Below are 24,633 nucleotides of genomic sequence, written 5' to 3'. Positions count from 1 at the left end.
TTATCGACGCCGAAGAACCCGGTCTTGGACCGGACGGGTTCCCGGGGGTCACCATGGGAGTGTGACGACCACTACGCAGACGACGAGGACGGTTCCCGTGCAGACGCCCTGGCGTCAGCACGGGCTGTTGTATCTGGTGTTCTTCCTGATCGGTGCCCAGATGTTCGTCGTCTCGCCGATGCTGGCCGATGTCAGCACAGACCTCGGGGAGCCGCCGTCCGCGGCGGCGATGATCATCACCGCCTACGTGTTGGGGTACGCCCTGGTCAGCCCGGTCCTCGGCGCGCTGGCCGACAACCGTTCCCGGCGCCGGGTGATCCTGTTGGGGGGAACGATCTTCGGAATCGCCGACCTGGTCTGCGCGCTGGGGCCGTCCCTGCCGATCATCGTCGTCGCGCACGGTGTCACCGGCGTCGGAGGGGCGCTGGCGGGCCCGGCGATCTGGGCGTACTTCGGCGAGACGGCGGCACCGCACCAGGTCGGCCGGGCGATCGGCCGCGGCACCGCCGCGTTTGCCTCCGGCCAGATCCTGGGCGTGCCTCTCGGCACCTTCGTGGCCGGCGCGGCGAGCTGGCGCTGGTCCTTCGCCGCGCTCGGGGCGTGCATGCTCGCAACCATGCTGCTGCTCGCGTTCCGGCTGCGCGATCCTGACCGCCCCAGGCCCGCGGAGCGCTCCGCGACGCAGGCGTTGCGTGCCTCGGCGGCGTTGTGGCGGCGCCCGGAGTTCGTGTTGATCATCGTCATGACGACGCTGGCGCAGGCCTCCCGGATGGGTGCGTACTCGTTCGTGGGGCTGCTGTTCGGCCGGCGATTCGGGCTGGGTGTGACCCAACTGGGGTTGGTCGGTGCCGTGGCGGGGGTCGGCGCCCTGCTGGGCTCGTTCGTGGCGGGCCCCCTGGTGGACCGTTGGCGGCGGTCGGGCTGGTCGATCGCCTCGATCAGCGTCGGGGCGGGGACGGTCCTGGCCGTGGCGATGGGCGTGGCCCTCACCGCGAGCCACGTGCAGGTGGCACTGGCAGGACTCGTGGTCTGGTTCGCGGCCGGCGGGACGCTCTTCGGGGCGACCCAGGCGCAGCTTGCCACCCGGTTCCCCCGGCAGCGGGGCAGCGTCGTGTCCTGGAACAACTCGGCCTCCAATCTCGGCGTCGCGGTGGGTACCACCGTCCTCGGGGCCTTCGTCCCGGGTGTCGCCGGCTTCGTGATCATGGCCTGCGGGCTGGCAGTGGCGTCGACGCTCGCCGCGGCCGCGCTCTGGCGAGCGCAGGCCCGGGGTGGGCGCGGGCGTGCCCGCGAGGCAGGGTGAGGCTCAGCGGGCGGGCAACCGGTCGGCGAGAAAACGCAGCGTCGCCTGCCACGCGCGGGCCGATGCCTCGGGGTGGTGCCAGGGGGCCACGTCGTTGTCGAAGGCGTGGTCGGCGCCGGGGTGGGTGATCCACTCGGCCTCGGTGTTGGCGGTGACGGCGTCGCGTACCCGGGCCTGGGCGTCGGCATCGATCAAGGAGTCCGCGTCGCCGAAGTGGTGCAGGCTGGGTGCGGTGACCCGGGGGGCCAGCTCCAGCAGGCCGGGCAATCCCGAGCCGTAGTAGCTGACCAGCGCGTCCGGCTCCGCCTGCGCGGCGATGGCGAAGGCGAGCCCGCCGCCGAAGCAGAAGCCGACCAGGCCGACCGCGGTCCCGTGCTCGCGGGCGTACGCCACGGCGGCCACTCCGTCCGCGGTTGCCGCGGCGAAGTCGAGCTGCTGGGCCAGCCCCATCGCCTGCTGCAGGGCGTTCTCGTCGGTCTCGGCGATCTCCGGTGCGTCGCCGGTGGGGGAGAGGCGCCAGTAGAAGCGGGGGGCCAGGACGGCGTACCCGGCGTCGGCGAGATCGCGGCAGCGACGCCGGATGTAGTCGGTGACGCCGAAGATCTCCTGGCAGACCACGATCACGGGCACGGATCCGTCGGTCGGCCCGAACCACTCGGCAGGCATCGGTCCGTCCGGGGTGGGAACTTCGACCCGCTCGCTGTCGATCATGTCCGAAGTCTGACACGCGGCGCCGCGCGGCATACGGTCGGACCATGAGCTGCCGGCTTTCCGAACTGGTGTTGAACTGCAACGATCCCGCCCGACTGGCGGACTTCTGGTGCGCGGTCCTCGGCTATGTGGTGCTGGACCGCGACGGCGAGGACATCGAGATCGGCCCGGAATCGGGCTTCGGCGGGTTGGCGCCGACGATCATTCTGGCGAAGGTCGCCGACGCGGGGCAGGCGAGGAACCCGCTGCGGCTGCACTTCGACGTGAACCCGGTCGACCGTGATCAGGAGGCCGAGCTGGACCGGCTGCTGACGCTGGGTGCCCGGCCGGCCGATGTCGGTCAGACCGGGGAGGAGGAGTGGCACGTGCTGGCCGATCCGGAGGGCAACGAGTTCTGCCTCCTGCGCCGCCGGATCGCCGAGCTGTAGTCCGATCCGCCGGCGTTGGTACGCCCGCTCAGCGGTTCAGCTCCTCGAGCAGGCCGATCACGACCGCCTCCGATTGGGCACGCGTCGCATCGTTGTTCCATTCGGTGATCGTGACCGTGTCGGCGACCCGGAGCTTCACGCCCCAGGGCGGCATGAACTCGACGTCCTGCTCCGGCGCCACCGGGCGGGCGAGCAGGTCGCGCAGGAATCGGGCCGCCGTGCTGCGCAGCAGGGGATCGTCGGCGCCCCCGATCCGTTCGGACCTTGGAGACAGTTGCCAGCTCACCCGGTTGTCGAGGAAGCCGAGCCTGATGCTGCGCATGATGCCGATCATCGGGGTGGCAAGAGAGGTGAAGGGGATCGGGTAGATGCGCTGGTCGGGGAACACGACGACATCGACCCAGGTGAACGTGCCTGCGGAATCGCTCGCGGTGAGCCCGCGGCCGACCCGGACCCGGTCGACCGGCGCCAGCAGGGCACGATCGTCCATCCGTTCCCAGGAGGAGCGGACGCCGTACCGGTCGAGTTGGACGGAGCTGGCCGCGCGATCGAGCTCGGCGTAGGCGGTCTCGACCGTGGGTCCGACCAGCTCGCCCGGCGCAGCCAGGTCCATCTCCCAGCTGAACTCGTGACCGTCGAGCGATGTGGTGAGCCGGCCCTCGGTGAGGTACGGCGGAAACTGGTGGGCCTCGAGCGCGGCGCGGAAGGCCCGGGCGACCCGTGTCAGTTCGGCGAGATCGAGATCGGGGCGAACGGTGACATTGCCGACGATCCGCGCGCGGGGAGAGCGGCGGGGGATGTGCACCCTCGCCTCGGACGAGGTGACGCCGTCGATCTCGGCGAGTGCCGTGCCGAGCCGCGAGGCGGTCGCCTCGGCCTCCGGCGCCGGTTTGGCGTCGCCGCAGCCGACCAGCCCGGCGGCGAGAGCTGTGGCGACGGGCAGCAGCGCGACGAGCGTGCGCCGGGGCAGCGACATGGCGCCAGTGTCACACCGGGCGGGGTCGCCGCTCCGATGTCCACGACCGCGGGGCGGCAACCGTGAACTCGTTGCCATCGGGGTCACTCATCGCGGCCGAATCGGCCCGGTCGTCGGTGGGGGAGACCAGGGCGGCGCCGAGGGCGGTCAGCTGATCGACCTCGTCGCGTACCGATGTCTCGGTGATCAACTCGTAGCGCCAACGGTTGCGCCCGTCGCGCTCCATCAGCGGCGGGCCGCCCCAACTGATCTTGGTCCCGCCGGCAGGGGACTGGATCGCCGTTTCCTCGCCCTCGTCCCAGACCAGCGGCCAGCCGAGGGCGGCGGCCCAGAACTCTCCGACCGCGCGGGTGCCGTCGCTGGCGAGCGCGCCGATGCGGCCGGTCCGCGCGAGGAAGGTGTTCCAGTGCGGGGTTACGCAGAACTCGTTGCCCTCGGGGTCGGCCAGCACATCGTGCACGGCATCGGGGCCCTGTCCGAAGTCGATCAAGGTCGCGCCGAGCCCGAGCGCCCGGGTCACCGTCTGTTTCTGGTCATCGAGCGAGGTGCTGGTCAGATCGAAGTGGGCCCAGTTGGGAACGCGCTTGGCGCGTGCGGTGGGTTCGAACCGGATGGCCAGCTCGCGGTCGTCACGGGCCGGCAGAGTCGGCCGGGCGGCGTCGCTGATCAGGTCGCGTCGGAGCAGGGCGGCCCAGAACCTTGCGAGCAGCGCGGGGTCGTTGGCGTCGATGATCACGGCGAGGCGGGTGCGGGCCACGAGCCGAGGGTACGCCCGTGCCCGCGCGCCGGGTAGCCTGCCAGCAATGAGGTGGCGATGAGGCGGCAGGCCCGGGCCGATCGAACGTGGCTCGGCGGCGAGGTGGCGATGCGGATGTCCGCCACGCCGGATCGCGTGTGGGCGCTGGTCAGTGACGTGACACGGATCGGCGAGTTCTCCCCGGAGACGTTCGAGGCGCGCTGGACTCGCGGCTCGACCGGCCCGGCGGTCGGCGCGACCTTCAGTGGGCACGTGCGCCGCAACGGGATCGGGCCGACCTACTGGACGCCGTGCACCGTGACCCGGTGCGAACCATTGCGGGTCTTCGAGTTTTCGGTCGGCACCGAGCGGGTCACCGTGAACAACTGGGGCTACCGGATCGAACCCGACGGCGACGACGGCTCCGTCGTCACCGAGTACTTCCGGCTGGAACCCTCGGTGCCGGTCCGTGCGTACTGGCTGTTGTTCGGGCGGGCACGACGCCGGACCAACGAGCGGGGGATGAGGCAGACGCTCGAAGGTATGAGGGCGGTCCTGGAGCGGTAGCCGGTACCGGCCCGGCGATCGTGAAGTGTCATAATGTGGCTTATCGGACACGACCTCTGCGGAGGCTGAAGTAGATGTAGCGTCTTGCCGCATCTGCGCAGGTAGTCGTAGATTGCATGCATCAGATGGCGAGTCAGAGCGCATGTTGGCGGACAGAGTAACTGTGCGAGTTTCCGAATATTTTAACCTCGGCGCTAGCCAGAGCGGCGTGGACTTTGTCGATGTCGACACGACGGCGGACATCCCGGTTTATATTGACCCGCAGGCCATCCGTTTGCAGACAGGTGACTGGGCCGATGAGTGCATTCTTTCTATCCAGACCTACTTTGCCGCGTTACTCGGTGCCGTTCGGCGCGACGACATTGCACGAATCAAGGAACTGATCGTGCCGCTGCAGGAGCCCAACGAGACGCATCTTGGCGAAAGTATAGGTCGCTCCCGCGGACGCTCTTTAGGGTCACAAAAAAAGGCCGATGAATTGATCAGCAACCTAAGAAGTAGTCGTGCTGCTCAGACGGGCCGCCTCCGAGACCTCGAGGATGCAGCTCTCTTTGTCGCCGGCGTTGACCGGGACGTCATCAGCGACATGACAACCTGCATCATCCGCGAGCAACTGATCCTGTACACGCAAGACCAATGCAGGTTCCACAGCATACCGATGGAACTACAGGACTCCGGGCCGATGTGGGACAGCGGTGCATCAACGTGGATGGACGCCTACGTCGACTTACCCCGTGCAGGCGAGAACAAGTTGCTTCTTGTGCCGAAATCGATCGTGCGGCTCCGCCTTTCCGTGGACACAGGCAGGTACTATCGCGGCTACCTACGGCCCTACTACGAGGACATCGAGCTAAGCAAACCTTCATCCGAGTTCGTTCGCACCGTCAAGCAGAGGCCGCGCGCTAAGCGCGGAGGCGCTGAAGGAACAACGCGACGAGTCATGAAGGGCAAACTTGACAAGCACCTAGGCAAGAACAAGGCTGCGATCGAAGCTCACACGGAAAGGTTTCCGCAAGCCCTCCGCGCTTACAAGAGAGATCTCGACGCAGAGGGGTCGACGCCTCTGCCTGATAGTACGATCCATGGGCGTACTAATTCTGGCCAGGAGTCTCTGGCTGATCTCCTCGACGAGATCAAAGCGGTCGCGCCCGGGCATGCGGGGGCGAACAACTACCACCGATCAGTCGCCAAGTTCTTGACTGCTCTGTTCGATACCCAGCTGGGCAATGAGCGGATTGAGCAGCATATCCACGGGGGCTTGAAACGAATCGACATTACATACGATAACGTCGCGGGAGAAGGTTTCTTCCACTGGCTCCGTAAGAACTACCGCTCTGCATTAGTCCCGGTCGAATGTAAGAACTACCGGAGTGATGTCAATAATCCGGAATTCGATCAACTTGCGTTGCGGTTTTCTCCTCACCGCGGGCAGTTCGGCCTCCTTGTGTGCAGATCGTTGCAAGACATTGCTGCCGCGAACGCTCGTGCCGCCTCGATCGCTCATGACGGGCACGGCTACGTTATCGTCCTCACAGACGATGATCTCGGCACCCTCGCCGAGGCTGCGGCGGATCCCAGCGCTCCCTACGACTACCCGCTCCTGCGTGCCAAGTTCGAAGTCCTGCTGGGAATCGGCTGAGCGCCTTCGGTTGTAACTGGGCTTGTCGATCGGACCCATGCTGTCTGGGTAGCCGAGGCTGCCTGTCGTCTTGCCTCCGTCGCAACGATCCCGCTTTTTCCAAGCGACCCGATGATCGAGGCCCGACAAGCGCAACCAAGGGTGCCTCAGGCGACCATGCCGTGCGGGTCGATCACGTACTTGCGCGCGACGCCCTGATCGAAGCTGGCATAGCCCTCCGGGGCCTGATCCAGCGTGATCACGGTCGCGTTCACCGCCTTCCCGATGTCGGCCTTGTCGCTCAAGATCATGTTCATCAGCTTCCGGTTGTACTGCTTCACCGGGCACTGGCCGGTCACGAAGTAGTTCGACTTGGACCAGCCGAGGCCCAACCGGACGCCGAGCGTTCCTTCCTTGGCGGCGTCGTCGACGGCACCGGGGTCGCCGGTGACGTAGAGGCCGGGAATGCCGATCCCTGCGCCCGCCCGCGCGATGGTCATCGCGTCGTTGAGCACAGTCGCGGGCGCCTCCGCGGCGCCCTCGCCGTGGCCGCGCGCCTCGAATCCGACCGCGTCCACGGCCGCGTCCACGACCGGCTCGCCGACGATGTCGGCCACCTTGTCGCCCAACTCCCCTTCGCTGGTCAGGTCGATCCCGACACAGCCGAACGATTCGGCCTGGCGCATCCGCTCGGGATTCATGTCACCGACCATCACCACCGACGCGCCGAGCAACTGCGCGGCGTACGCGGCGGCCAGCCCGACTGGCCCGGCGCCGGCGACATAGACCGTCGAGCCCGTCGTCGTGCCGGCGGTGATCGCGCCGTGATAGCCGGTCGGGAAGATGTCGGACAGCATCGTCAGGTCCAGGATCTTCTCCAGGGCCTGATCGCGGTCGGGGAACTTCAGCAGGTTGAAGTCGGCGTACGGCACCATCACATAGTCGGCCTGCCCGCCGATCCAGCCGCCCATGTCCACGTAGCCGTACGCGGCACCGGGCCTTGCCGGATTGACGTTCAGGCAGATCCCGGTCTTGCCCTCGTTGCACAGCCGACACCGACCGCAGGCGATGTTGAACGGCGTCGAGACGATGTCGCCCTTCTTGACGAAGAGCACGTCCTCCCCGGTCTCGACGACCTCGCCGGTGATCTCGTGCCCGAGCGTCTGCCCCACGGGCGCGGTGGTACGCCCGCGCACCATGTGTTGGTCGGAGCCGCAGATGTTGGTGGTGACCAGCTTGAGGATGGCCGCGTGTGGGGCCTTCTGTGCGATACCGAAGTGACTCGCGACCTCCTCGGGGATCTCCAGCTTCGGGTAGTCGATCGACTCGACCGCCACCTTCCCGGGACCCTGGTACACGACGACGCGGTTGGAGTCAGCCATGACTCATCCTTTCCTCGGATGACTCCACAATGCGCCGACATCGACGCTCTGGCTACCCCTTCCCCGCGGCTGCTCCATCCGCGACGTACTCGGCCAGGTGCTGGCCGGTGAGCGTCGAGCCGTCGGCGACGAGCTGCGCGGGCGTACCCTCGAACACCACGCGGCCGCCGTCGTGGCCCGCGCCCGGTCCGATGTCGATGATCCAGTCCGCGTGCGCCATCACCGCCTGGTGGTGCTCGATCACGATCACCGACTTGCCCGAGTCGACCAGGCCGTCCAGCAGCTCCAGCAGTTGCTCGACATCGGCGAGGTGCAGGCCCGTCGTCGGCTCGTCGAGGATCAGCACGTCGCCGCCCTTCTCCCCCATCTGCGTCGCGAGCTTCAGTCGCTGGCGCTCGCCGCCGGACAGCGTGGTGAGCGGCTGCCCGAGGCTGAGATAGCCCAGCCCGACGGCAGCCAGCCGTTCCAGGATCTTGTGTGCGGCGGGGGTACGCGCGTCGCCCTCGGCGAAGAATCGCTCCGCCTCCGCGACGGGCATCGCCAACACCTCGCTGATGTCAGAGCCGCCCAGCTTGTAGTCCAGCACCGCCGCCTGGAAGCGCTTGCCCCCGCATTCCTCGCAGGTCGTGGCCACGGTCTCCATGAAGCCCAGCTCGGTGTAGACGACGCCGGCGCCCTTGCACACCGGGCAGGCGCCCTCGGAGTTGGCGCTGAACAGGGCGGGCTTGACGCCGTTCGCCTTCGCGAAGGCCTTGCGGATCGGGTCGAGCAGGCCGGTGTAGGTGGCCGGGTTGCTGCGCCGCGAGCCCTTGATCGCGCCCTGGTCGATCGCGATCACGCCGTCGAGGTTGCCCAGCGATCCGTGGATCAGGGAGCTCTTGCCGGATCCGGCGACCCCGGTGATCACGCACAGCACACCGCGCGGTACGTCGACGTCGACGTCTTGCAGGTTGTGGGTCGTCGCGCCGCGGATCTCCAGCGCACCGGTCGACTCGCGCACCTCGTCCTTCACCCGCGCCCGGTCGTCCAAGTGCCGTCCGGTCAGGGTGTCGCTGGCCCGCAGGTCCTCGACCGTTCCCTCGAAGCAGATCGTGCCGCCGCCCGATCCGGCACCCGGACCGAGGTCGACGACGTGATCGGCGACGGCGATCGCCTCCGGCTTGTGCTCCACCACGAGCACGGTGTTTCCCTTGTCCCGCAGGCGGATCAGCAGGTCGTTCATCCGCCGGATGTCGTGCGGGTGAAGCCCGATGGTCGGCTCGTCGAAGACATAGGTGATGTCGGTCAGCGAGGAACCGAGGTGCTTGATCATCTTTGTCCGCTGCGCCTCGCCGCCCGACAGCGAACCGGACGAACGATCCAGGCTCAGGTAGCCCAGCCCGATCTCCACGAACGAGTCCAGGCTGTCGCGCAGGGCCGTCAGCAGCGGCGCCACCGATGGGTCGTCGATCCGGCGTACCCACTCGGCGAGATCGCTGATCTGCATCGCGTTCGCGTCGGCGATGCTGACGCCGTCGATCTTGGACGAACGCGCCCCCTCGTTCAGTCGGGTGCCGGCGCACTCCGGGCAGACGTCGAAGGCGATGGCCCGGTCCACGAACGCTCGGATGTGCGGCTGCATCGCCTCGCGATCCTTGCTCAGCATCGACTTCTGGATCCGCGGGATCAGGCCTTCGTAGGTGACGTTGATGCCCTCGACCTTGATCTTGGTCGGCGGCTTGTGCAACAGATCGTTGAGCTGCTTCTTGGTGAACTTCTTGATCGGCTTGTCGGGATCGAAGAAGCCCGCGCCGCGGAAGATCCGGCCGTACCAGCCGTCCATGCTGTAGCCCGGGATCTTCAGCGCGCCATCGTTGAGCGAGAGCTCCTCGTCGTACAGCGCGGTGAGGTCGAAGTCGCTGACCCGGCCGGTGCCCTCGCAGCGCGGGCACATCCCGCCGGTGATCGAGAAGTCCCGGCGCTCCTTGACCTGCTCTCCCCCGCGCTCCAGCGTGACCGCGCCGGCGCCGCTGATCGACGCGACATTGAACGAGTACGCCTGGGGCGAGCCGATGTGCGGCTGACCCAGCCGGCTGAACAGGATCCGCAGCATGGTGCCGGTGTCCGTCACCGTGCCGACGGTCGACCGAGGATTGGCGCCCAGCCGCTCCTGATCGACGATGATCGCGGTGGTCAGGCCCTCCAGCAGGTCCACATCGGGCCGGTCCATCCGTGGCATGAAGCCCTGGACGAACGCGCTGTAGGTCTCGTTGATCATCCGCTGCGACTCGGCGGCGATGGTCGCGAAGACCAGTGAGCTCTTGCCCGACCCGGATACCCCGGTGAACACCGTGAGCCGCCGCTTGGGCAGTTCGACGCTGATGTCGCGCAGATTGTTCTCCCGGGCACCCCGTACCCGGATCGTGTCGTGGTTGTCGGCGATGTGCGGCGTGGTCGACATTGCGCTCCCGTCCCTGACTCGGCCGCGCTCCACTCTAGTCGGCCGTCAACGGTCCCGGCGCTGGTTGCCGCGGGTGAGGTTCGTCGCCGACCGCGGCCTGGGCCTGCCACAGCTCGCGCTTCAACTGCTCGCGGATCTCGCCGTAGGCGGGGTCGTGGTACACGTTGTGCAGCTCGTCCGGGTCGTTCGCCAGGTCGTAGAGCTCCCATTCGGGCGGGTAGGTGTAGGGGCCGGAGCCCGGGACCCCCAGGCCGTCGTTGTAGAAGTAGATGATCTTGTAGCGTTCCGTGCGCAGGCCATAGTGCGCCAGGACGTGATGGTCGGAGGAGTCGTTCTCCCAGTACCGGTAGTACAGGCCGTCGCGGGCCGGCTCCGGCGTACCTGGTGCGAGATCGCGCCAGAAGCTTCTCCCCTGCATCCGCGGATCCGGCTGGACCCCGGCCGCCTCCAGCAGGGTCCGGGCGAAGTCGACATTGGCGACCATCTCGCCCGATTCGGTGCCCGCCGCGATCGCCCTGGGGTAGCTGATCAAGAACGGCATCCGCAGCGACTCCTCGTACATGAATCGCTTGTCGAACCAGCCGTGCTCGCCGATGAAGTAGCCCTGGTCGGAGGTGTAGATGACGACCGTGTCGTCGAACTGGTCGCGGTCGTCGAGCCAGTCGATCAGCCGGCCTACGTTGTCGTCGACGGATGCGATCACCGCCAGGTAGTCCTCCATGAACCGCTGGTACTTCCACGCCGCCAGATCGGAATAGCTCAGCCCCTCCGGCGGATCGATCTTGAGATCGTCGCGGCGCAGGTAGTCGGCGACCCGCATCGTCGCATGGTGGGCGGCAACGCTCCTGGTGTCGTAGTCGTCATCGAAGGTGTCCGGCAGCGGAATCGGGTCGGCATACATCCCGGCGTGCTTCGCGTCCGGCTCCCAGGGACTGTGCGGCGCCTTGTGATGAACGAGCAGGCACCACGGTTCGTCGGGAGCCTGGCTGTCGAGCCACCCGATGCCGAGATCGGTTATCACGTCGGTCACATATCCGGTCTCGGTGCGTTCGCCCGCCGCGGTGCGGAACCGCGGGTCGACATACTCCCCCTGGCCGAGCAGGACGTCCCAGTAGTCGAAGCCCTGTGGGTCATGCGCCTCGCCGTGCCCCAGATGCCACTTGCCGACGAGCCCGGTGCGATATCCGTCCTCCTTCAGCCGGGAGACGAAGGTCGGCTGCGACGCGTCCATCGGTATCGCGAGCGTCAGCACCCCGTTCACGTGGCTGTAGGTTCCGGTCAGGATGCTCGCCCGGCTCGGGGCGCAGATGGCGTTGGTGCAGAAGCAGGAGTCCAACCGGGCACCCCGGCGAGCGATCTCGTCGATCCGGGGAGTGGCATTCACCACCGATCCGTACGCCCCGATCGCGCGAGCGGCATGATCGTCGCTCATGATCAACAAGATGTTCGGTCGGGTACGCATCAGGGCCCTCTCCGTGGTCACTCCTTCACTGCACCCGACAGCATGCCCGAGATGAATCGGCGCTGCAGGAACACGTAGACCACGAGCACGGGCAGGGCGACGAGAACGGCGGCGGCGGCGGTGACGCCCGGATCGCCGGTCCGGATGTTGCCGGCGAAGAACGACAGGGCCAGCGGCGCGGTCTGCACCGCCTGGTTCGTCGGCACCATGACCAGCGCCAGGAGGAACTCGTTCCAACTGAACAAGAAGATCAACGTGGCGAGCGTCCCGACGGCGGGACTGACCACGGGAAGCAGAACGTGGCGCAGTCCCTGCAGGCGGCTCGCACCGTCCAGGGCGGCGGACTCGGAGAGGCTGGGTGGGATGTCGGCGAACGCTGTGCGCATCCAGAAGGTGCCGAAGGCGAGTTGCAGACCGAGTTGCGGGAGGATCAGGGCGAGATAGCTGTTGGTCAGCCCCAGGCCGCGCAGTTGGTAGTAAAGAGGCACGATCATCGCCTCGACCGGCATCACCAGACCCAGCAACAACAGGCCCATGATCAGCCGCCCGAACGGCACCCGCATCATCGCCAACGGGTACGCCGCGAGCGCCGACAGCACGACCGTGCCGCAGACGACCACCGCCGAGACGATGGCCGAGGACACCAGCGCCTGATCGAAGTGGCCACCGGTCCATGCCCGCGCGAAGTTGTCGAGGGTGAAGCTGCTGGGCAGCGACATGCCGGTCGGCCGGCGGCCGGGCTCGCTGACGGCGAGCGCCAGGATCGAGAAGAACGGGTACAGCGCGACGATCGAGGCGAGGATCAACAAGGCATGGGTGATGCCTACTGCGGCGGGACGTTCCTTCATGATCGTCGCTCCCTCAGCGTCCACAGCACGATCCCGGTGACGGCCAGGATCAGGATGGTCAGCAGCACGCTGATCGCCGCGGCATAGCCGACCTCGCGGGTGAGGAACGCGCCCTGGTAGATGTACACCGAGGGAACCGCCGTGGACGATCCCGGGCCGCCGGCGGTCGTGTTCCAGACGATGTCGAAATTGCGCAGGGCGAAGGTGACGGTGAGCACGAGCGCAACCTGGAGTTCCCCGCGCAGGGCGGGCAGGGTGACGGTCAGGAACTCGCGGACCGCACCGGCGCCGTCGAGCCGTGCCGACTCGTAGAGTTCGCGAGGAATCTTCTGCGCACCCGCCAGGAACAAGACCATGCACAACCCGTAGGTCATCCAGGCGCCGATCATGCCGACCGAGGGCAGCGCGAGGTCGAAGTCGCCCAGCCAGGCCCGGGTGAGTCCGCCCAGGCCGATCGCCCGCAGGCCGGCGTTGAGCGGTCCGTCGATGTCGTAGATCCAGCGCCAGGCGACCGCGATCACCACGGTGGCGAGGATCTGCGGAAGGAAGAGCACGGCGCGGAAGAAGGTCAGCCCATACACCCGCACCCGCGAAAGCAGGCCGGTGAGGACCAGCCCGATGGCCGTCGGCAACAACGCGTAGAAGCCGATGAACGCGAAGGAATGGCCCAGTGCCCCGGTGATCCGCCGGTCGCCGAACGCGCGCAGGTAGTTGTCGGGGCCCGCCCAGCGCCCGGCCGTCAGCCCGTTCCAGTCGAACAGGCTGAGCCACGCCGTCTGGGCAATCGGCCAGAGCACGAAGATCGCATAGACGATCAGCCCCGGCGCCAAGAACCAGTACGCCGAGAAGTCACCCAGGATCCGCCGCCGGCGGACGGGCCTCACGGCCGCCGGGGCAGACCTCGGTGCCGGGTCAGTCACGATGCTGGTCATCTGCCGGTGGCGCGCTGTTCCTGGAAGTCGACCCAGTCGGCCTGCACCGCATTGACGTACTCCTGCGGCGTGATCCGTCCGGCCAGCAACTCCTGCAGTCGGGAGCCTGCCGTGTCGGCCATGGTCGGGGTCGCCCAGTCCACGAAGAAGGTCGCCCCGCCGCCGGCGCGGATCTCCCCCGCCGCCGTCATGGCATCGGCGAACAGTTGATTCGGCGCGGTGACGCCATCCGCGGCAACCGGAATGCGGTTCAGGTCCGCGAGCTGCTGGGCGAAGCTCGGATCGTTCAGCATGGCCACGAAGGCGACGGCCGCCGGCAGCTTCTGCGTACCCGCATTGATGTGCCAGCCCAGCCCCAGCGAGCCCGGCCCCGTCCGCTCGCCGCCGGCGCCGACCGGCGGCGCGACGAAGCCGAAGCCGTCGCCGCCTCCGACCTCGGCCAGCGCATTCGCATTCCACGATCCACCGATCAGGAACACGCCCTCCCCCGCCGAGAACTTCGCCACCGCGTCGTCGGGGCTGATGCCGTCATAGCCCTCGACGACGTAGCCCTGCTCGACCCACTGCCGCATGATGGATGCCGTCTCGAGATTCGCCGGGTTCGCATAGTTCTCCCCGCTTCCGGTGATCCAGGCGCGGGTCGCGTCGGGCGCCTGGAACGCCGACTGCACGACCGAGAAGACCTGGTTCGCCGGGTACTTGCTCGAGTTGCCGAGCATCAGCGGCACCTTGCCCGCGGCCTTGGCGGCAGCGAGCGCCTGCTGGAACTCCTCGAAGGTCTTGGGCGGGGTGGTGATGCCGAGCTTCTCCAGCTCGCTGCGGTTGTAGAAGACGCCGACGAACTCGTCGACCGGCGATACGCCGTAGAGGGCGCCCTCGCCGAACGCGGCGCCCCCCTCGGTCCAGCGGAACTGCTCCAGCGTGGCCGCGCCGAACTGTTCCTCCCAGCCGTAGGCCGTCGCCACATCATCGAGATTGCGGATCAGGCCGGCCTCGACGAGAGCGCCGTCGACGGCGTAGCCCTGGTTGCCCTGCACCACATCGGGCGCGCCTTCGCTGCTCACCACGTTGACGACCGTCTTCATCAGGTCGTCGAAGCCCTTCACGGTGATCCGGACGTCCACGTTCGGATAGCGCTCCTCGTAGAGCGGCTCGAGCGCCGCGAGGGTCCCCTCCTCACCGGAGTCGGCGAGGACATCGAGCGTGGTCTCGCCGAGCGCCGCGACCTCCTCGACGGTCACGGGCGCGGTGATCGCCGGGCCTCCCTCCTGCGGTGCGGACGGGCCGGAGGCGCCGGGCACGCAGGCGGACAGCAGCAGGGTGGCCCCACTGGCCACGATGAGTGCCGCGCGGGGCAGTCGGTGCTTCATTGCTCCTCCAGGGCTTACGGGTGTCAACTCTGACAAACCAATTAGACCAGATGATTCGGTCCTGCGCCATAGATGGCTCCAAGCGTTCATTGGTACGCTGCCGCCATGGCTCCCTGTGCACCGGCCCGAGCGGACGGCGGCTCCGAGGCGCGCGACCTGACGCGTGGCCGGCCGGCGGCCGAGGCGGTCTACCGCCAGCTCCTCGGTGATCTGAACCGCGGCGTCTACGGACCCGGTTCCCGGTTGCCGGCCGAGCGCGAGCTCGCCAACCGCCTGGAAACCTCGCGGTCGACGCTTCGCCTTGCCCTCAATCGGCTGGCCCGCGAGGAGCGCGTTGCCTCCACCGGGCAGCGTGGCTGGCACGTATCCGGCGAGCGGATCGGTGAGCCGCCCAGCATCCTGCAGAGCTTCACCGAAATGGCGACGGCTCGCGGCCTCACCGCGCACTCGCGGATCCTCCTCCAGGAAATGCGACCGTGCAGCTACGACGAATCGCTTCGCCTCGGGGTCGCCCCCGCGACGCCGGTGGTCGAGATCCGGCGGCTCCGGTTCCTCGGCCCCTCCCCCGTGTGCGTCGATCGCAGCGTCGTGCACCTGGCAGAGCCCGGTGCCCTGGCCGAGCTCGATCTTGTCGACCGGTCGCTGTATGCCGCGCTCGCGGACCTCGCCGGCGTCGAGATCACCCGCAGCTCCTATGCCGTGGAGGCTCGCGCCGCCGACGAGGAGCTGGCCCGACAGCTAGGGATCGATCTGGGCAGTCCGGTCCTCGTCGGGACCGAGACCGCCTATGACGACCGGGGTCGCCCGATCATCCTGGGCGAGGTGAAGTACCGCGGCGATGCGTACCGTTTCAAGGCCGATCTCTTCCGCCCGGTGAGCTGACGGCCCGTCCGGGCGCCAAGGATCGTGTGGCAGACCGTATGGACTAACTGGTATCTTCTCGGCGACGGGTTCGATCGACGACGACGGGACTGCCGATGACAGACGCTGCACGCCGCATCCGGATCGGGGTGATCGGTGCCGGGACCATCTCGCAATCGGTGCACTTCGCGAGCCTGCGACGCGCCGGATTCGAGGTGGCGGCGGTGTGTGATGCCTCCCCCAGCCGCGCCGCCGAGGTGGCTGCCCTGCTCGGCACGCGCGGGTTCACCGACCCCGCCGAGGTGTTGGGGTCCGACGTGGACGCCGTGCTGATCGCCACTCCCGGATCGCATGCCCAACTGGCCGCGGCGGCCATCCGGGCCGGGAAGCACGTGTTGGCCGAGAAGCCGCTCGCCTTCACTGTCGGTGAGGTCGACGAACTGGAACGGCTCGCAGCCGAGCAGCGGGTGGTCACCCAGGTCGGCTACATGAAGATGTTCGATCCCCTGGTGGAGACGGCGGCCGCGGAACTCGCCGAGTACCGCGACACGCGCCTGGTGCGGATCACCGTCTCCCACCCCGCCGATGATCCGCAGGTCTCACACCTGCGGATGGGCCCGGCTCCGCACGATGCCGACCCGGAAGCCATCCGCCCGTTCGTGGACTACGACTCGGCGCGGGCGCGGGAGGCGCTGCCCGGGGCCACCGAGCCGCTGACCCGCTACTACGCCGACGTCCTGAACGGATCGATCATCCACGAGTTCAGCCTGTTGCGGGCGCTCGGCCTGCCCCTGCCGACGCGCTGGTCGGCCGAGCTGCTCGGTCCGCTCGGCGCCGCGGAGCCACCGTCGCTGCTCGCCCACGCCCGCGTCGGCGATACGGCGTACCTGCTGAACTGGAACTGGCTGCCCGATCACCCGGAGTACCACGAGGAGTTGGCAGTGCTGGCGGCCAACGGCCGGCTGGAGTTCAGCCTCGCCAAGCCGTACCTGCTGGAGGCTCGCAGCCGGCTGCGCAGCCAGCGTCACGAGGGCGAGCTGCGCCGGGACACGACCTACACCAGCGGCCACGAGACCGGATTCCTGCGCCAGCTCGACGCCTTTGCCGCGGCGATCCGCACGGGTCGAACCAATGCCGCCGACCTGGCCGGGGTCAAGACCGACATCCGGCAGTTGCAGCTCCTCGCCCGAGCCGTCGCGGAGAACCTCGGCGAGTCGATCGGAATCGAGGACGAGAGCCTAATCGAGGATGAGCGATGATCCGGCTGGCCAATGCCCCCGTCTCCTACGGCGTGTTCGGTGATCTTGATGTCGACGGCGTCGTGACCACCGCCGAGCTGCTGGACACCATGGCCCGCTCGGGTTACGCGGGATCCGAGCTCGGGCCACCCGGATTCTTCGGAGATCCCGACGGCGTCGCCCGGGTCTTCGCAGACGCGGGCCTGACCCCGGTCGGGGCCTACGTTCCGCTGCACACGCAGGATCCCGACGCACTGGAGCGCGACCTGGCCCGGATGGAGCAGACCTTCGCCGAGCTGGAGCGGACGAACCCGGACGGCCTGGCCATCCTCGCCGACGAGGGCTCGGACGATCTCCTGCGCCGGCCCCGCAAGGACCCCGCGCAGAGCCTGGCCGGCGACGACTGGGCCCGACTGGTCCGCGTCTTGTCCGACGCCGCGACCCGCGCCCGGGATCGCGGCCTGACGCCGAGCGTCCACCCGCACATCGCCACCTTCGTCGAGCTGCCCGACGAGGTCGACCGCCTGCTCGACGCCACGGACCTGTCGCTCACCTTCGACATCGGGCACCTGGTGCTCGCCGGCGGAGACGGCATCGCCTTGTACCGGCGCTGGCGCGAGCGGATCAACCACGTCCACATCAAGGATGTCCACATCGACGTGCTCGAGACCGCCCGCGCCGAGCGGCGTACCGATTTCGACGAGTGGTGGTCCGGTGTCTCGACGACCCTCGGGCGCGGAGACTCGCGGCTGGACGAGTTCGCCGAGGCGCTGCTGGACACCGGGTACGACGGCTGGGTGGTGGTCGAGCAGGACCGAGCGCCGTTGACCGCGGCGGACTACCCGGCGGTGGTGGCCGACCAGGCGGCGAATCTGCGTTGGCTGGAAGATCATCTCGGCCCCGCGCTGGCGCGGAAGGACCGGTGAGATCGATGCCGCAGATCCAGATCGGTCCCGACGCCGCCGCGGTCGGCGCGGCCGTTGCCGGCCGGATCGTCGACGACCTGACAACGGCCCTGCGCGGTGGTCGGAGATTCGTGCTCGGCTGCCCCGGCGGTCGGACACCGGTCAGCACCTATCACGCCCTGGCCGCGCTGGCCGCCGCGCGCGAGCTGGACCTGTCCGGCCTCGTGATCGCGATGATGGACGACTACGTCGTGTCCGATGGGACAAGCTGGCGCAATGTGGCCGGCGACGCGCACTACTCGTGCCGGCGGTTCGCCCGGGTGGAGATCCAGGGCGTACTCAATCGAGTGCTGCCCGCGGGTCGCTGGGTGCGCGACGAGCATGTCTGGTTCCCCGATCCCAAGGACCCCGCAGCCTACGAGGAGCGCATCGCGGATGCGGGTGGCATCGACTGCTTCCTGCTCGCCAGCGGCGCCGGCGACGGGCACGTCGCATTCAATCCCCCGGGCTCACCGGTCGACTCGCTCACCCGGATCGTGCGGCTCGGCGAGCAGACGCGGCGCGACAACCTGGCCACATTTCCCGGTTTCGGCGGCCTGGACGACGTGCCGACGCACGGCGTCACGATCGGCATCGGCACGATCGTGCGGCATTCCGCGAGCGCCCCGATGATCCTCCTCGGTGCCGACAAGCGACACGCCTACACCCGGCTGACCACCGGGGAGGGCTACGACCCCGAATGGCCGGCCACCGTCTATCGGCTGGTCCCGCCGGCCATGCTGTACGCCGACCGCGCCGCCGCCGGCGAATCCCCGGACCGCGAGCAGCGATGACGGCGACCGTGTTGTCGCTCGATGTCGGCGGCACCAAGACGCTGGCGGCCGGCGTCGCCGCGGACGGTCGGGTCGTGCGCGAGTGGACCGAGGCGACCGGGCCGGGCGCGGCCGACGGCGATCAGGTCGCCTGGGTGATCGACTTCGCGGCCCGGGCCGCCGCGGATCTCGGTCGGCTCGGCCACCCCCCGCTCTGCGTTGCGGCCGGATTCCCGGAATATGTCGTCGACGGGCGTCTCACCTCCCACGAGGTGCTGGACTGGGCGGTCCAGCCCCACGACGCCTACCTCGCCCGCGATCCCGGGGCGGCTGAGCGGCCGCTGGTGATCGATTCCGATGTCCGACTCGGGGCGCTGGGTGAGGCCCGCTTCGGGGCCGGTGCCGGATTCGCATCGTTCCTCTACGTGTCGCTGGGCACCGGATTGTCCTCGGCCCTGGTCATCGACGACCGGATCTGGGCCGGTGCCCGCGGCGAGGCAATCGGCTTCGGCGAGTTTCCCCTGGCCCTACCCGCGGATTCCGCGGACCGGGCCACCCTGGAGACCTATTCCTCGGGGAGCGCCGTGCAGGCCCGCTACGCCGAACGGACCGGTCGCCGCGCCGACGGGCGCGCGATCGCCGCCGCCGCCCGCGCCGGCGACGCGGCGGCGCTCGACGTGCTGACCAGCGCCGGGACGGCGCTCGGCGAAGGGATCGCGGCGCTGGTTGCCGTGTTGGACCCGCACGCGGTGGTCCTCGGCGGCGGGCTCGGGACCGCCGACACCCCGCTGCGTACCGCCGCGACCGAGGCCTACCTGCGGCGGTCCGGACGCCGCACCGGGGCAGCCGCCCTGGTCCCCGCCCGCTGCGGACATCGCTCGGGCATGCTCGGCGGGGCGGTCGCGGCGTTCCGGGCGATCGGGCAGGACCTTCGTGGCGCCCCTGCGGAATCGCCGCCCGCTACTGACCGATGACCTTGTCGATGCTCATCTGCAATACGATCCGATCGGCCGCATCCGGGGGCGGCGTGGTGCTGGGATTGCCGTACCGGTTCTGCAGCTCGACGTAGTAGGCGCCGGTGGGGTCGGGATCGACCCCGACCAGCCGCCCGCGTACCTCGATGTAGGAGAACGGGTTGTCGGGATCGAGCAGCATCAGCGACATCGCCGGGTTGGCCTGCAGATTGCGGTACTTCGCCCGGCCGGGGATGTGGGTGAACCTGATCGTGTCCCCGCCGTCCCAGCCGAACCACATCGGGTTCACCTGCGGGGTGCCGTCGGGGCGCGTCGTCCCGAGCGAGGCATAGATCGGCTGTTCCAGCAGTCGCCGCTGGTGGTCTGTCAGTTCGGTTGCCATGGTCGAGAATCTGCCACATGGGCCCGCCCGGCGATGCGGTGATCCCCGTCGGGCCGAATCCCGACGCGATCATGAAGTCGGTCGCGGTTCAGCGCACGTCGATCATCATCTTGTTGATCCAGCGCGACAGCAGGGCGACCAGCACCCCGACCGCGATCGACGCGCCGCCGATGATCAGGAAGTACGGTCGCTCGCTCGACTCGGTGTAGAAGCCGCCGAGCGCACCCGCACCGGCCGAGCCGACCGCGATGGACAAGAAGAACAGCGCGATCATCTGGGTGTGGAATGCCCGCGGGGCGAGCTTGGTGGCGAGCGACTGGCCGACCGGTGACAGACACAGCTCGGCGAAGGTGAACAGCAACAGGATCAGCACGATCGCATACAGCGGGGTGCTGTTGGGGCCGCCGCCGGACCACGGAAGAAAGGCCAGGAAGGCCACGCCCATGATCACGGTTCCCAGGGCGAACTTCATCGGGGCGGACGGCTGGCGACTGCCGAGCCTGGTCCACAGCGTCGCGAACACACCGGCGAAGATGATCACGAACAATGGGTTGATCGAATTGACCAGCGACGGGGGCAGCTCGACCCCGAACAGGTTGCGGTCAAGGCGCTGGTCGGCATAGATCGCGACCACGCCGAACTGTTGCTGGAACAGCGACCAGAACACCGCGCTGGCGATGAACATCGGAACGAACGCAATCACCCGGCTACGCTCGGTCGAGGTGATCTCGGAGCTGGTCAGGATCACGGCGAACATCACCACCGCGGCCACCAGGGTCAGGCCGACAACGATGGCCGAGAGTCGCTCGGCGCGGAGCACCCCGGTCGCGGCGAGGACCGCGATCAGTGCGATTGCCCCGACCAGGATGATCAACAGGCGCGCCCGCTGCGCGGCGGGCAGCGGATTCGGCGCGGGCCGGCCGACGACGCTGATCGTGCGGCGCCGCATCAGCAGGTACTGCACCAGCCCGACCGCCATACCGATCGCGGCCAGCCCGAAGCCCCAGTGGAAGCCCCGCCAGCCCCACAGCGCGCTGGTCAGCAACGGACCGATCAGCGCGCCGAGGTTCACGCCCATGTAGTAGATCGAGAACGCCGCATCGCGCGTGGTGTCACCAGGGGCGTACATGTCCCCGAGCACCGAGCTGGTCGTCGTCTTCAGGGTGCCGGAGCCGAGCGCGATCGCGACCAGGCCGACCCCGAGACCGGCGACACCGGGCAGCACGGCCAGGGAGATGTGACCGATCATGATCACCACGCAGGCGGTGAGCACCGCGCGCTCGGCGCCGATCAGGCGGTCCGCCACCCAGGCGCCGACGATCGAGGACAGGTAGACCAGGCCGCCGTAGGCACCGACGATCGAGGTGGCCGCCGCTTCCGGCAGCCCCAGGCCGCCCTCGCTCACCGAGTAGTAGATGTAGAACGCGAGGATCGCCTGCATACCGTAGAAGCTGAACCGCTCCCACATCTCCACGCCGGCCAGGTTGGCCAGCCCCCACGGATGTCCGAAGAAGGTGCGCTCCGCGGCGGGGACCACGGTGCGGGAATCCGCGGCTGCGTCGGTCGGGTTCGTCGGGGGGCGAGATGACATGGCTCCACTCCTACTCCCGCGGTCGTGGCGGGCACAAGTCGCGGGCCGCTGCGCGCCGGGCGCGGAAAACCGTTCGACCGCCACGCGTGCTGGGCCTACGGTGGCCCCATGTCGACCTGTGCCCTCGCTGTCGGAGTTGCCGTGCGTCTGCGCCGCCGCTGACGGCGGAGTGTTCGGTGCCGCGCGCCGCGCGGCGTACCTGTTGATCGCGTTCCGCCGTCCTCCGGTCCCTGGCCGGGCGGCGATCTTGTGCTGCCCGGCTGTCCGAATCGACAGCGGAGCACCACCCATGGCACGCAAGAATCCGTCATCTCGCTCGACCCGGCCCAGGCGCGCCGGATCCGCGGGCGGCCCACACGAACTCGGCCAGAACCTTCTCATCGACCGCGCGGTCATCGGTCGGATGGTCGAGCTGGTGGCACCGACCGACGGCCCGATCACCGAGATCGGCCCGGGCGACGGCGCCCTGACCGCACCACTCGCGCGTCTCGGCCGCCCACTCACCGCCGTCGAGATCGACGACCGGTACGCGAGGAGGCTGCGGTCCCGGCTGCCCGGGGTTCGCGTGATCACCGGGGACTTCCTCGACCACCGGCTCGCGCCGGGGCCGCAGGTGCTGGTCGGCAACCTGCCGTTCCACCAGACCACGGCGATGCTGCGTCGGGTGCTGCAGGCACCCGGTTGGACCCGGGCGGTCCTGCTCCTGCAGTGGGAGGTCGCGCGCCGGCGAGCGGGCATCGGCGGATCCACCCTGATGACGGCGCAATGGCTGCCCTGGTTCGACTTCCGGCTGGATCGCCGGGTGCCGTCGCGCGCGTTCGAACCGCGCCCGGGCGTCGACGCAGCCATCCTGATCATCGAGCGGCGCAGTCCGCCGCTGTTGCCGGCGGGTGAGCGAGGCGCCTATCGCGAGCTGGTGCGGCGGGTGTTCACCGGACCCGGCGCCCGCCTGCCCGCCATCCTGCGACGGGCCGGCTGCTTCTCCTCCACCCGTGCCGCGGCCGGTTGGCTCGGCCGGTCCGGGATCGCCGACGGCGCACTGCCTCGCGACCTGACCGTCGAGGACTGGGTCGCGCTGTACCGCCGGACGTGACGATCAACCCCCGAAACGTCAACCCCCGAACGGCGAACTCGAAACGGTACGAATTATCGCTGGCATGCGCGGCTCACGAAGCGCAGACTCGTGACATGCAGTGGTGGCAGTTCGGCGTGCTCGTGGCATGCGGTATCGCGGTCGGCGGTATCGCGGTGGCGGTCGTGGCCGGTGCGCTGGGGGCGCGCAGGCGGCGCGCGGCCCCGCAGCCGATGTTGGACCCGCGGGATGTGAGTGAACTGAGCGAGCGGTTCGCGGCCATTGCCGCCGATCACGCGCCCGTCCGGGCCGCGGCGATCGACGCGCGGCTGCGGGTCCTGCGGAGCCGCCGCGTACCGGTTCGCGCCGTGCTGCCGGCCCAGCGTGCCGGCACCGCGCGGGTCCGCTTCGCCGACGGCACGGTGGTGCTCGTCGGCGCGACCTGCCGCCGAGACCTGTTCAGCCTGGCCTGCGGGGTGGACCGCGATGTCAGTCTCGCCTCGTGGCGCAGCGCCCCCGACCGCACGACCGTGCACTTCGTCTGGCGCGCTGGCGGCTCCGCCGATGTGATCGCCCTCGGGCTGGACCAGGCCGACTGAGCGCGAGGCGAGGTTCGCCGCGGCGGATCCGGCGGCGTACCATGGTCGCCAGCACAGGGTTCTGGGCGTGTCGGATGGGTGGGACGGCACGCCGCTGATCGAACCCGGAGGCATCAGTGTCCCAGTCCACCGCCCCGACCGGCCTCATCGCGGGCTATCGGGAACTCTTCGGCCAGTCGGGCTGGCCGTTCGTGGTGATCGCCGCGATCGCGCGCCTGCCCCTGGCCATGGCCCAACTCGGCACCCTGCTGCTGGTCGCCGGCGCGACGGGCTCCTACGGCGCGGGGGGCGTGAGCGCCGGCGTGCTCGCGGTCTGCAACGCCGTCGTGGCGCCGCTGATCGGTGCGCTCACCGATCGGATCGGCCAGCGCTGGGTGCTCCTGATCAGTTCGGTCGCGGCGGCCGCGGCGCTGCTCGGGCTGGTCGCCGGCGCCGCTGCCGGGCTGCCGTGGCCCGCGCTGGCCGCGCTGGCGGGTCTGTCGGGCATCGCGCTCCCCCAGGTCGGCTCGCTCGCCAGGGTGCGCTGGCCGCTGATGATCAACGCTGCGACTCCGGCCGCCGGCGAGCGCCGACGCCGACTGGAGACCGCGTTCTCCTACGAGGGCACGGCCGACGAAGCATCGTTCATGCTGGGGCCGGCCCTGGTCGGACTGGGTGCTGCGCTGATCTCGCCGGCGGGAGCCCTGGTCGCCGCGGCAGTCATGATCATCGTGTTCGGTTCGGCCTTCGCGCTCCATCCGAGCGCCGCGCTCACCCGGCCCGAGGCCCACGCCCCGGCGACCACCCCGGGCGGCCCGGTGCTGACCCGGGCCCTGGCGCTGCTGCTGGTCGCGATGCTGCTGATGGGAACGATCTTCGGTTCGGTACAGACCGGCAACTCGGTTCTCGCCACGCAGGCCGGCCAACCCGGACTGGCCGGCGGGCTGCACGCACTGCTCGGTGTCGGCAGCGTGATCGCCGGCTTCTCGCTGCCGGCTCTCCCCCCGCGATTCGGGCTGGTCGGGCGCTATCTCGCGTTCGCCGCCGCCATGGTCGTCCTGACGTTGCCGTTGCTCGTCGTCGGATCGATCGACCAACTGCCCGTGCTGCTCGTCCTCCTCGGCCTGACGGTGGCGCCGTACATGATCACTGTGTTCACGCTCGCCGAACGGGTCGCGGACCGCCGGCGGCTCGGCACCGTGATGACGGTGCTCGCCGGCACCATCGGTCTCGGGTACGCCATCGGCTCCACCGCGGCCGGACAGTTGGCCGATCTCGGCGGTCACCGGCTGGCCTACGCCGTCACCTGCGCCGGGGCCGCCTGTGCGCTCGTGCTGGCGGTGTTCGGCCGGCGCCTGCTCGACGCCCGCCTGGCCACTCGCCCGGCGGCCGCAACCGCGTCGGTGGCGCCGCTCACGCCCGGGGGGTGACCTCCCCGGCGCGGTCG

The 24,633-nt window shown here is 69.1% G+C and carries 23 protein-coding genes; 12 read left to right on the top strand and 11 right to left on the bottom strand.

What is annotated here, in order from left to right; translation table 11 throughout:
• Positions 1–61 precede the first annotated feature (61 nt).
• On the top strand, positions 62–1,303 hold the full coding sequence (locus ACXDC7_RS11150; RefSeq protein ID WP_459222184.1) for an MFS transporter: 1,242 nt from the start codon (positions 62–64) through the stop codon (positions 1,301–1,303).
• A 3-nt stretch (positions 1,304–1,306) separates the two neighbouring features.
• Here the strand turns inward: ACXDC7_RS11150 and ACXDC7_RS11145 are convergent, their stop codons facing one another.
• Positions 1,307–2,014: a dienelactone hydrolase family protein gene (locus tag ACXDC7_RS11145; RefSeq protein WP_459222183.1), complete on the bottom strand. Its 708-nt coding sequence runs from the start codon at positions 2,012–2,014 to the stop codon at positions 1,307–1,309.
• Between the two features lie 44 nt (positions 2,015–2,058).
• Here ACXDC7_RS11145 and ACXDC7_RS11140 point away from each other — a divergent pair, with 44 nt between their 5' ends.
• Positions 2,059–2,442, top strand: coding sequence for a VOC family protein (locus tag ACXDC7_RS11140; RefSeq protein WP_459222182.1), 384 nt, complete (start codon positions 2,059–2,061; stop codon positions 2,440–2,442).
• Between the two features lie 28 nt (positions 2,443–2,470).
• Here ACXDC7_RS11140 and ACXDC7_RS11135 read toward each other — a convergent pair whose 3' ends face one another.
• Positions 2,471–3,418 (bottom strand): hypothetical protein, encoded by a 948-nt coding sequence (locus ACXDC7_RS11135; RefSeq protein ID WP_459222181.1) that lies wholly within the window; start codon positions 3,416–3,418, stop codon positions 2,471–2,473.
• 10 nt (positions 3,419–3,428) lie between these two features.
• Positions 3,429–4,175: a VOC family protein gene (locus ACXDC7_RS11130; RefSeq protein ID WP_459222180.1), complete on the bottom strand. Its 747-nt coding sequence runs from the start codon at positions 4,173–4,175 to the stop codon at positions 3,429–3,431.
• 57 nt (positions 4,176–4,232) lie between these two features.
• Between ACXDC7_RS11130 and ACXDC7_RS11125 the strand changes: the two genes are divergently transcribed.
• Positions 4,233–4,721 (top strand): SRPBCC family protein, encoded by a 489-nt coding sequence (locus tag ACXDC7_RS11125; RefSeq protein WP_459222179.1) that lies wholly within the window; start codon positions 4,233–4,235, stop codon positions 4,719–4,721.
• Positions 4,722–4,929: 208 nt separating this feature from the next.
• Positions 4,930–6,360, top strand: coding sequence for a hypothetical protein (locus ACXDC7_RS11120; RefSeq protein WP_459222178.1), 1,431 nt, complete (start codon positions 4,930–4,932; stop codon positions 6,358–6,360).
• A gap of 146 nt (positions 6,361–6,506) precedes the next feature.
• Here ACXDC7_RS11120 and fdhA read toward each other — a convergent pair whose 3' ends face one another.
• Genes fdhA through ACXDC7_RS11090 form a run of 6 tightly spaced genes read right to left on the bottom strand, consistent with a single transcriptional unit; the run spans position 6,507 to position 14,773 of the window.
• Positions 6,507–7,721: a formaldehyde dehydrogenase, glutathione-independent gene (fdhA, locus tag ACXDC7_RS11115; RefSeq protein ID WP_459222177.1), complete on the bottom strand. Its 1,215-nt coding sequence runs from the start codon at positions 7,719–7,721 to the stop codon at positions 6,507–6,509.
• A 52-nt stretch (positions 7,722–7,773) separates the two neighbouring features.
• The gene (locus ACXDC7_RS11110) at positions 7,774–10,161 is read right to left on the bottom strand and encodes an ATP-binding cassette domain-containing protein (RefSeq protein WP_459222176.1); all 2,388 of its coding nucleotides are present in this window, start codon (positions 10,159–10,161) and stop codon (positions 7,774–7,776) included.
• Between the two features lie 34 nt (positions 10,162–10,195).
• Positions 10,196–11,644, bottom strand: coding sequence for a sulfatase family protein (locus tag ACXDC7_RS11105; protein ID WP_459222175.1), 1,449 nt, complete (start codon positions 11,642–11,644; stop codon positions 10,196–10,198).
• Entirely contained in the window at positions 11,641–12,471 is an 831-nt protein-coding gene (locus ACXDC7_RS11100; protein ID WP_179446311.1) for a carbohydrate ABC transporter permease, read from the bottom strand. The genes ACXDC7_RS11105 and ACXDC7_RS11100 overlap by 4 nt, the downstream gene beginning before the upstream one ends.
• Complete coding sequence (locus ACXDC7_RS11095) at positions 12,468–13,391, bottom strand: carbohydrate ABC transporter permease (protein ID WP_459222174.1); 924 nt, start codon at positions 13,389–13,391, stop codon at positions 12,468–12,470. Before ACXDC7_RS11095 ends, ACXDC7_RS11100 begins: the two co-directional genes overlap by 4 nt.
• 8 nt (positions 13,392–13,399) lie before the next feature.
• Complete coding sequence (locus tag ACXDC7_RS11090) at positions 13,400–14,773, bottom strand: ABC transporter substrate-binding protein (protein WP_459222173.1); 1,374 nt, start codon at positions 14,771–14,773, stop codon at positions 13,400–13,402.
• A gap of 105 nt (positions 14,774–14,878) precedes the next feature.
• Between ACXDC7_RS11090 and ACXDC7_RS11085 the strand changes: the two genes are divergently transcribed.
• From ACXDC7_RS11085 to ACXDC7_RS11065, 5 genes are all read left to right on the top strand, one after another.
• On the top strand, positions 14,879–15,655 hold the full coding sequence (locus ACXDC7_RS11085; RefSeq protein WP_459222172.1) for a GntR family transcriptional regulator: 777 nt from the start codon (positions 14,879–14,881) through the stop codon (positions 15,653–15,655).
• A 95-nt stretch (positions 15,656–15,750) separates the two neighbouring features.
• On the top strand, positions 15,751–16,893 hold the full coding sequence (locus ACXDC7_RS11080) for a Gfo/Idh/MocA family protein (RefSeq protein WP_459222171.1): 1,143 nt from the start codon (positions 15,751–15,753) through the stop codon (positions 16,891–16,893).
• Entirely contained in the window at positions 16,890–17,798 is a 909-nt protein-coding gene (locus ACXDC7_RS11075; RefSeq protein WP_179446315.1) for a sugar phosphate isomerase/epimerase family protein, read from the top strand. Before ACXDC7_RS11080 ends, ACXDC7_RS11075 begins: the two co-directional genes overlap by 4 nt.
• A gap of 5 nt (positions 17,799–17,803) precedes the next feature.
• Positions 17,804–18,610, top strand: a complete 807-nt coding sequence (locus ACXDC7_RS11070) for a 6-phosphogluconolactonase (protein WP_459222170.1) — start codon at positions 17,804–17,806, stop codon at positions 18,608–18,610.
• Complete coding sequence (locus ACXDC7_RS11065; protein ID WP_459222169.1) at positions 18,607–19,563, top strand: ROK family protein; 957 nt, start codon at positions 18,607–18,609, stop codon at positions 19,561–19,563. Before ACXDC7_RS11070 ends, ACXDC7_RS11065 begins: the two co-directional genes overlap by 4 nt.
• On the opposite strand, the gene ACXDC7_RS11060 is transcribed toward ACXDC7_RS11065, so the two are convergent.
• Together ACXDC7_RS11060 and ACXDC7_RS11055 are read right to left on the bottom strand one after the other, a co-directional pair.
• On the bottom strand, positions 19,550–19,945 hold the full coding sequence (locus ACXDC7_RS11060; RefSeq protein WP_179446318.1) for a PPOX class F420-dependent oxidoreductase: 396 nt from the start codon (positions 19,943–19,945) through the stop codon (positions 19,550–19,552). The genes ACXDC7_RS11065 and ACXDC7_RS11060 overlap by 14 nt on opposite strands.
• A gap of 88 nt (positions 19,946–20,033) precedes the next feature.
• Entirely contained in the window at positions 20,034–21,536 is a 1,503-nt protein-coding gene (locus ACXDC7_RS11055) for a peptide MFS transporter (RefSeq protein ID WP_179446319.1), read from the bottom strand.
• Positions 21,537–21,825: 289 nt separating this feature from the next.
• Here ACXDC7_RS11055 and erm point away from each other — a divergent pair, with 289 nt between their 5' ends.
• The 3 genes from erm (at position 21,826) to ACXDC7_RS11040 (ending at position 24,616) form a co-directional block, all read left to right on the top strand.
• The gene (gene erm / locus ACXDC7_RS11050) at positions 21,826–22,629 is read left to right on the top strand and encodes a 23S ribosomal RNA methyltransferase Erm (RefSeq protein WP_459222168.1); all 804 of its coding nucleotides are present in this window, start codon (positions 21,826–21,828) and stop codon (positions 22,627–22,629) included.
• 95 nt (positions 22,630–22,724) lie between these two features.
• Positions 22,725–23,207, top strand: coding sequence for a hypothetical protein (locus ACXDC7_RS11045; RefSeq protein WP_179446321.1), 483 nt, complete (start codon positions 22,725–22,727; stop codon positions 23,205–23,207).
• Between the two features lie 116 nt (positions 23,208–23,323).
• The gene (locus ACXDC7_RS11040) at positions 23,324–24,616 is read left to right on the top strand and encodes an MFS transporter (protein WP_246292671.1); all 1,293 of its coding nucleotides are present in this window, start codon (positions 23,324–23,326) and stop codon (positions 24,614–24,616) included.
• Positions 24,617–24,633: the final 17 nt, after the last annotated feature.

The organism is Naumannella huperziae (genome assembly GCF_054073625.1).
The sequence above is the reverse complement of the archived record's forward strand: the minus strand, read 5'-3'. Positions and strand labels throughout refer to the sequence as shown.

Coding starts and splice junctions, on each gene's coding strand:
- erm (WP_459222168.1), top strand. CDS start 21,826: ATGGCACGCAAGAATCCGTCATCTCGCTCGACCCGGCCCAGGCGCGCC.
- ACXDC7_RS11090 (WP_459222173.1), bottom strand. CDS start 14,773: ATGAAGCACCGACTGCCCCGCGCGGCACTCATCGTGGCCAGTGGGGCC.
- ACXDC7_RS11070 (WP_459222170.1), top strand. CDS start 17,804: ATGCCGCAGATCCAGATCGGTCCCGACGCCGCCGCGGTCGGCGCGGCC.
- ACXDC7_RS11075 (WP_179446315.1), top strand. CDS start 16,890: ATGATCCGGCTGGCCAATGCCCCCGTCTCCTACGGCGTGTTCGGTGAT.
- ACXDC7_RS11140 (WP_459222182.1), top strand. CDS start 2,059: ATGAGCTGCCGGCTTTCCGAACTGGTGTTGAACTGCAACGATCCCGCC.
- ACXDC7_RS11080 (WP_459222171.1), top strand. CDS start 15,751: ATGACAGACGCTGCACGCCGCATCCGGATCGGGGTGATCGGTGCCGGG.
- ACXDC7_RS11045 (WP_179446321.1), top strand. CDS start 22,725: ATGCAGTGGTGGCAGTTCGGCGTGCTCGTGGCATGCGGTATCGCGGTC.
- ACXDC7_RS11060 (WP_179446318.1), bottom strand. CDS start 19,945: ATGGCAACCGAACTGACAGACCACCAGCGGCGACTGCTGGAACAGCCG.
- ACXDC7_RS11100 (WP_179446311.1), bottom strand. CDS start 12,471: ATGAAGGAACGTCCCGCCGCAGTAGGCATCACCCATGCCTTGTTGATC.
- ACXDC7_RS11110 (WP_459222176.1), bottom strand. CDS start 10,161: ATGTCGACCACGCCGCACATCGCCGACAACCACGACACGATCCGGGTA.
- ACXDC7_RS11145 (WP_459222183.1), bottom strand. CDS start 2,014: ATGATCGACAGCGAGCGGGTCGAAGTTCCCACCCCGGACGGACCGATG.
- ACXDC7_RS11065 (WP_459222169.1), top strand. CDS start 18,607: ATGACGGCGACCGTGTTGTCGCTCGATGTCGGCGGCACCAAGACGCTG.
- ACXDC7_RS11135 (WP_459222181.1), bottom strand. CDS start 3,418: ATGTCGCTGCCCCGGCGCACGCTCGTCGCGCTGCTGCCCGTCGCCACA.
- ACXDC7_RS11055 (WP_179446319.1), bottom strand. CDS start 21,536: ATGTCATCTCGCCCCCCGACGAACCCGACCGACGCAGCCGCGGATTCC.
- ACXDC7_RS11085 (WP_459222172.1), top strand. CDS start 14,879: ATGGCTCCCTGTGCACCGGCCCGAGCGGACGGCGGCTCCGAGGCGCGC.
- fdhA (WP_459222177.1), bottom strand. CDS start 7,721: ATGGCTGACTCCAACCGCGTCGTCGTGTACCAGGGTCCCGGGAAGGTG.
- ACXDC7_RS11125 (WP_459222179.1), top strand. CDS start 4,233: ATGAGGCGGCAGGCCCGGGCCGATCGAACGTGGCTCGGCGGCGAGGTG.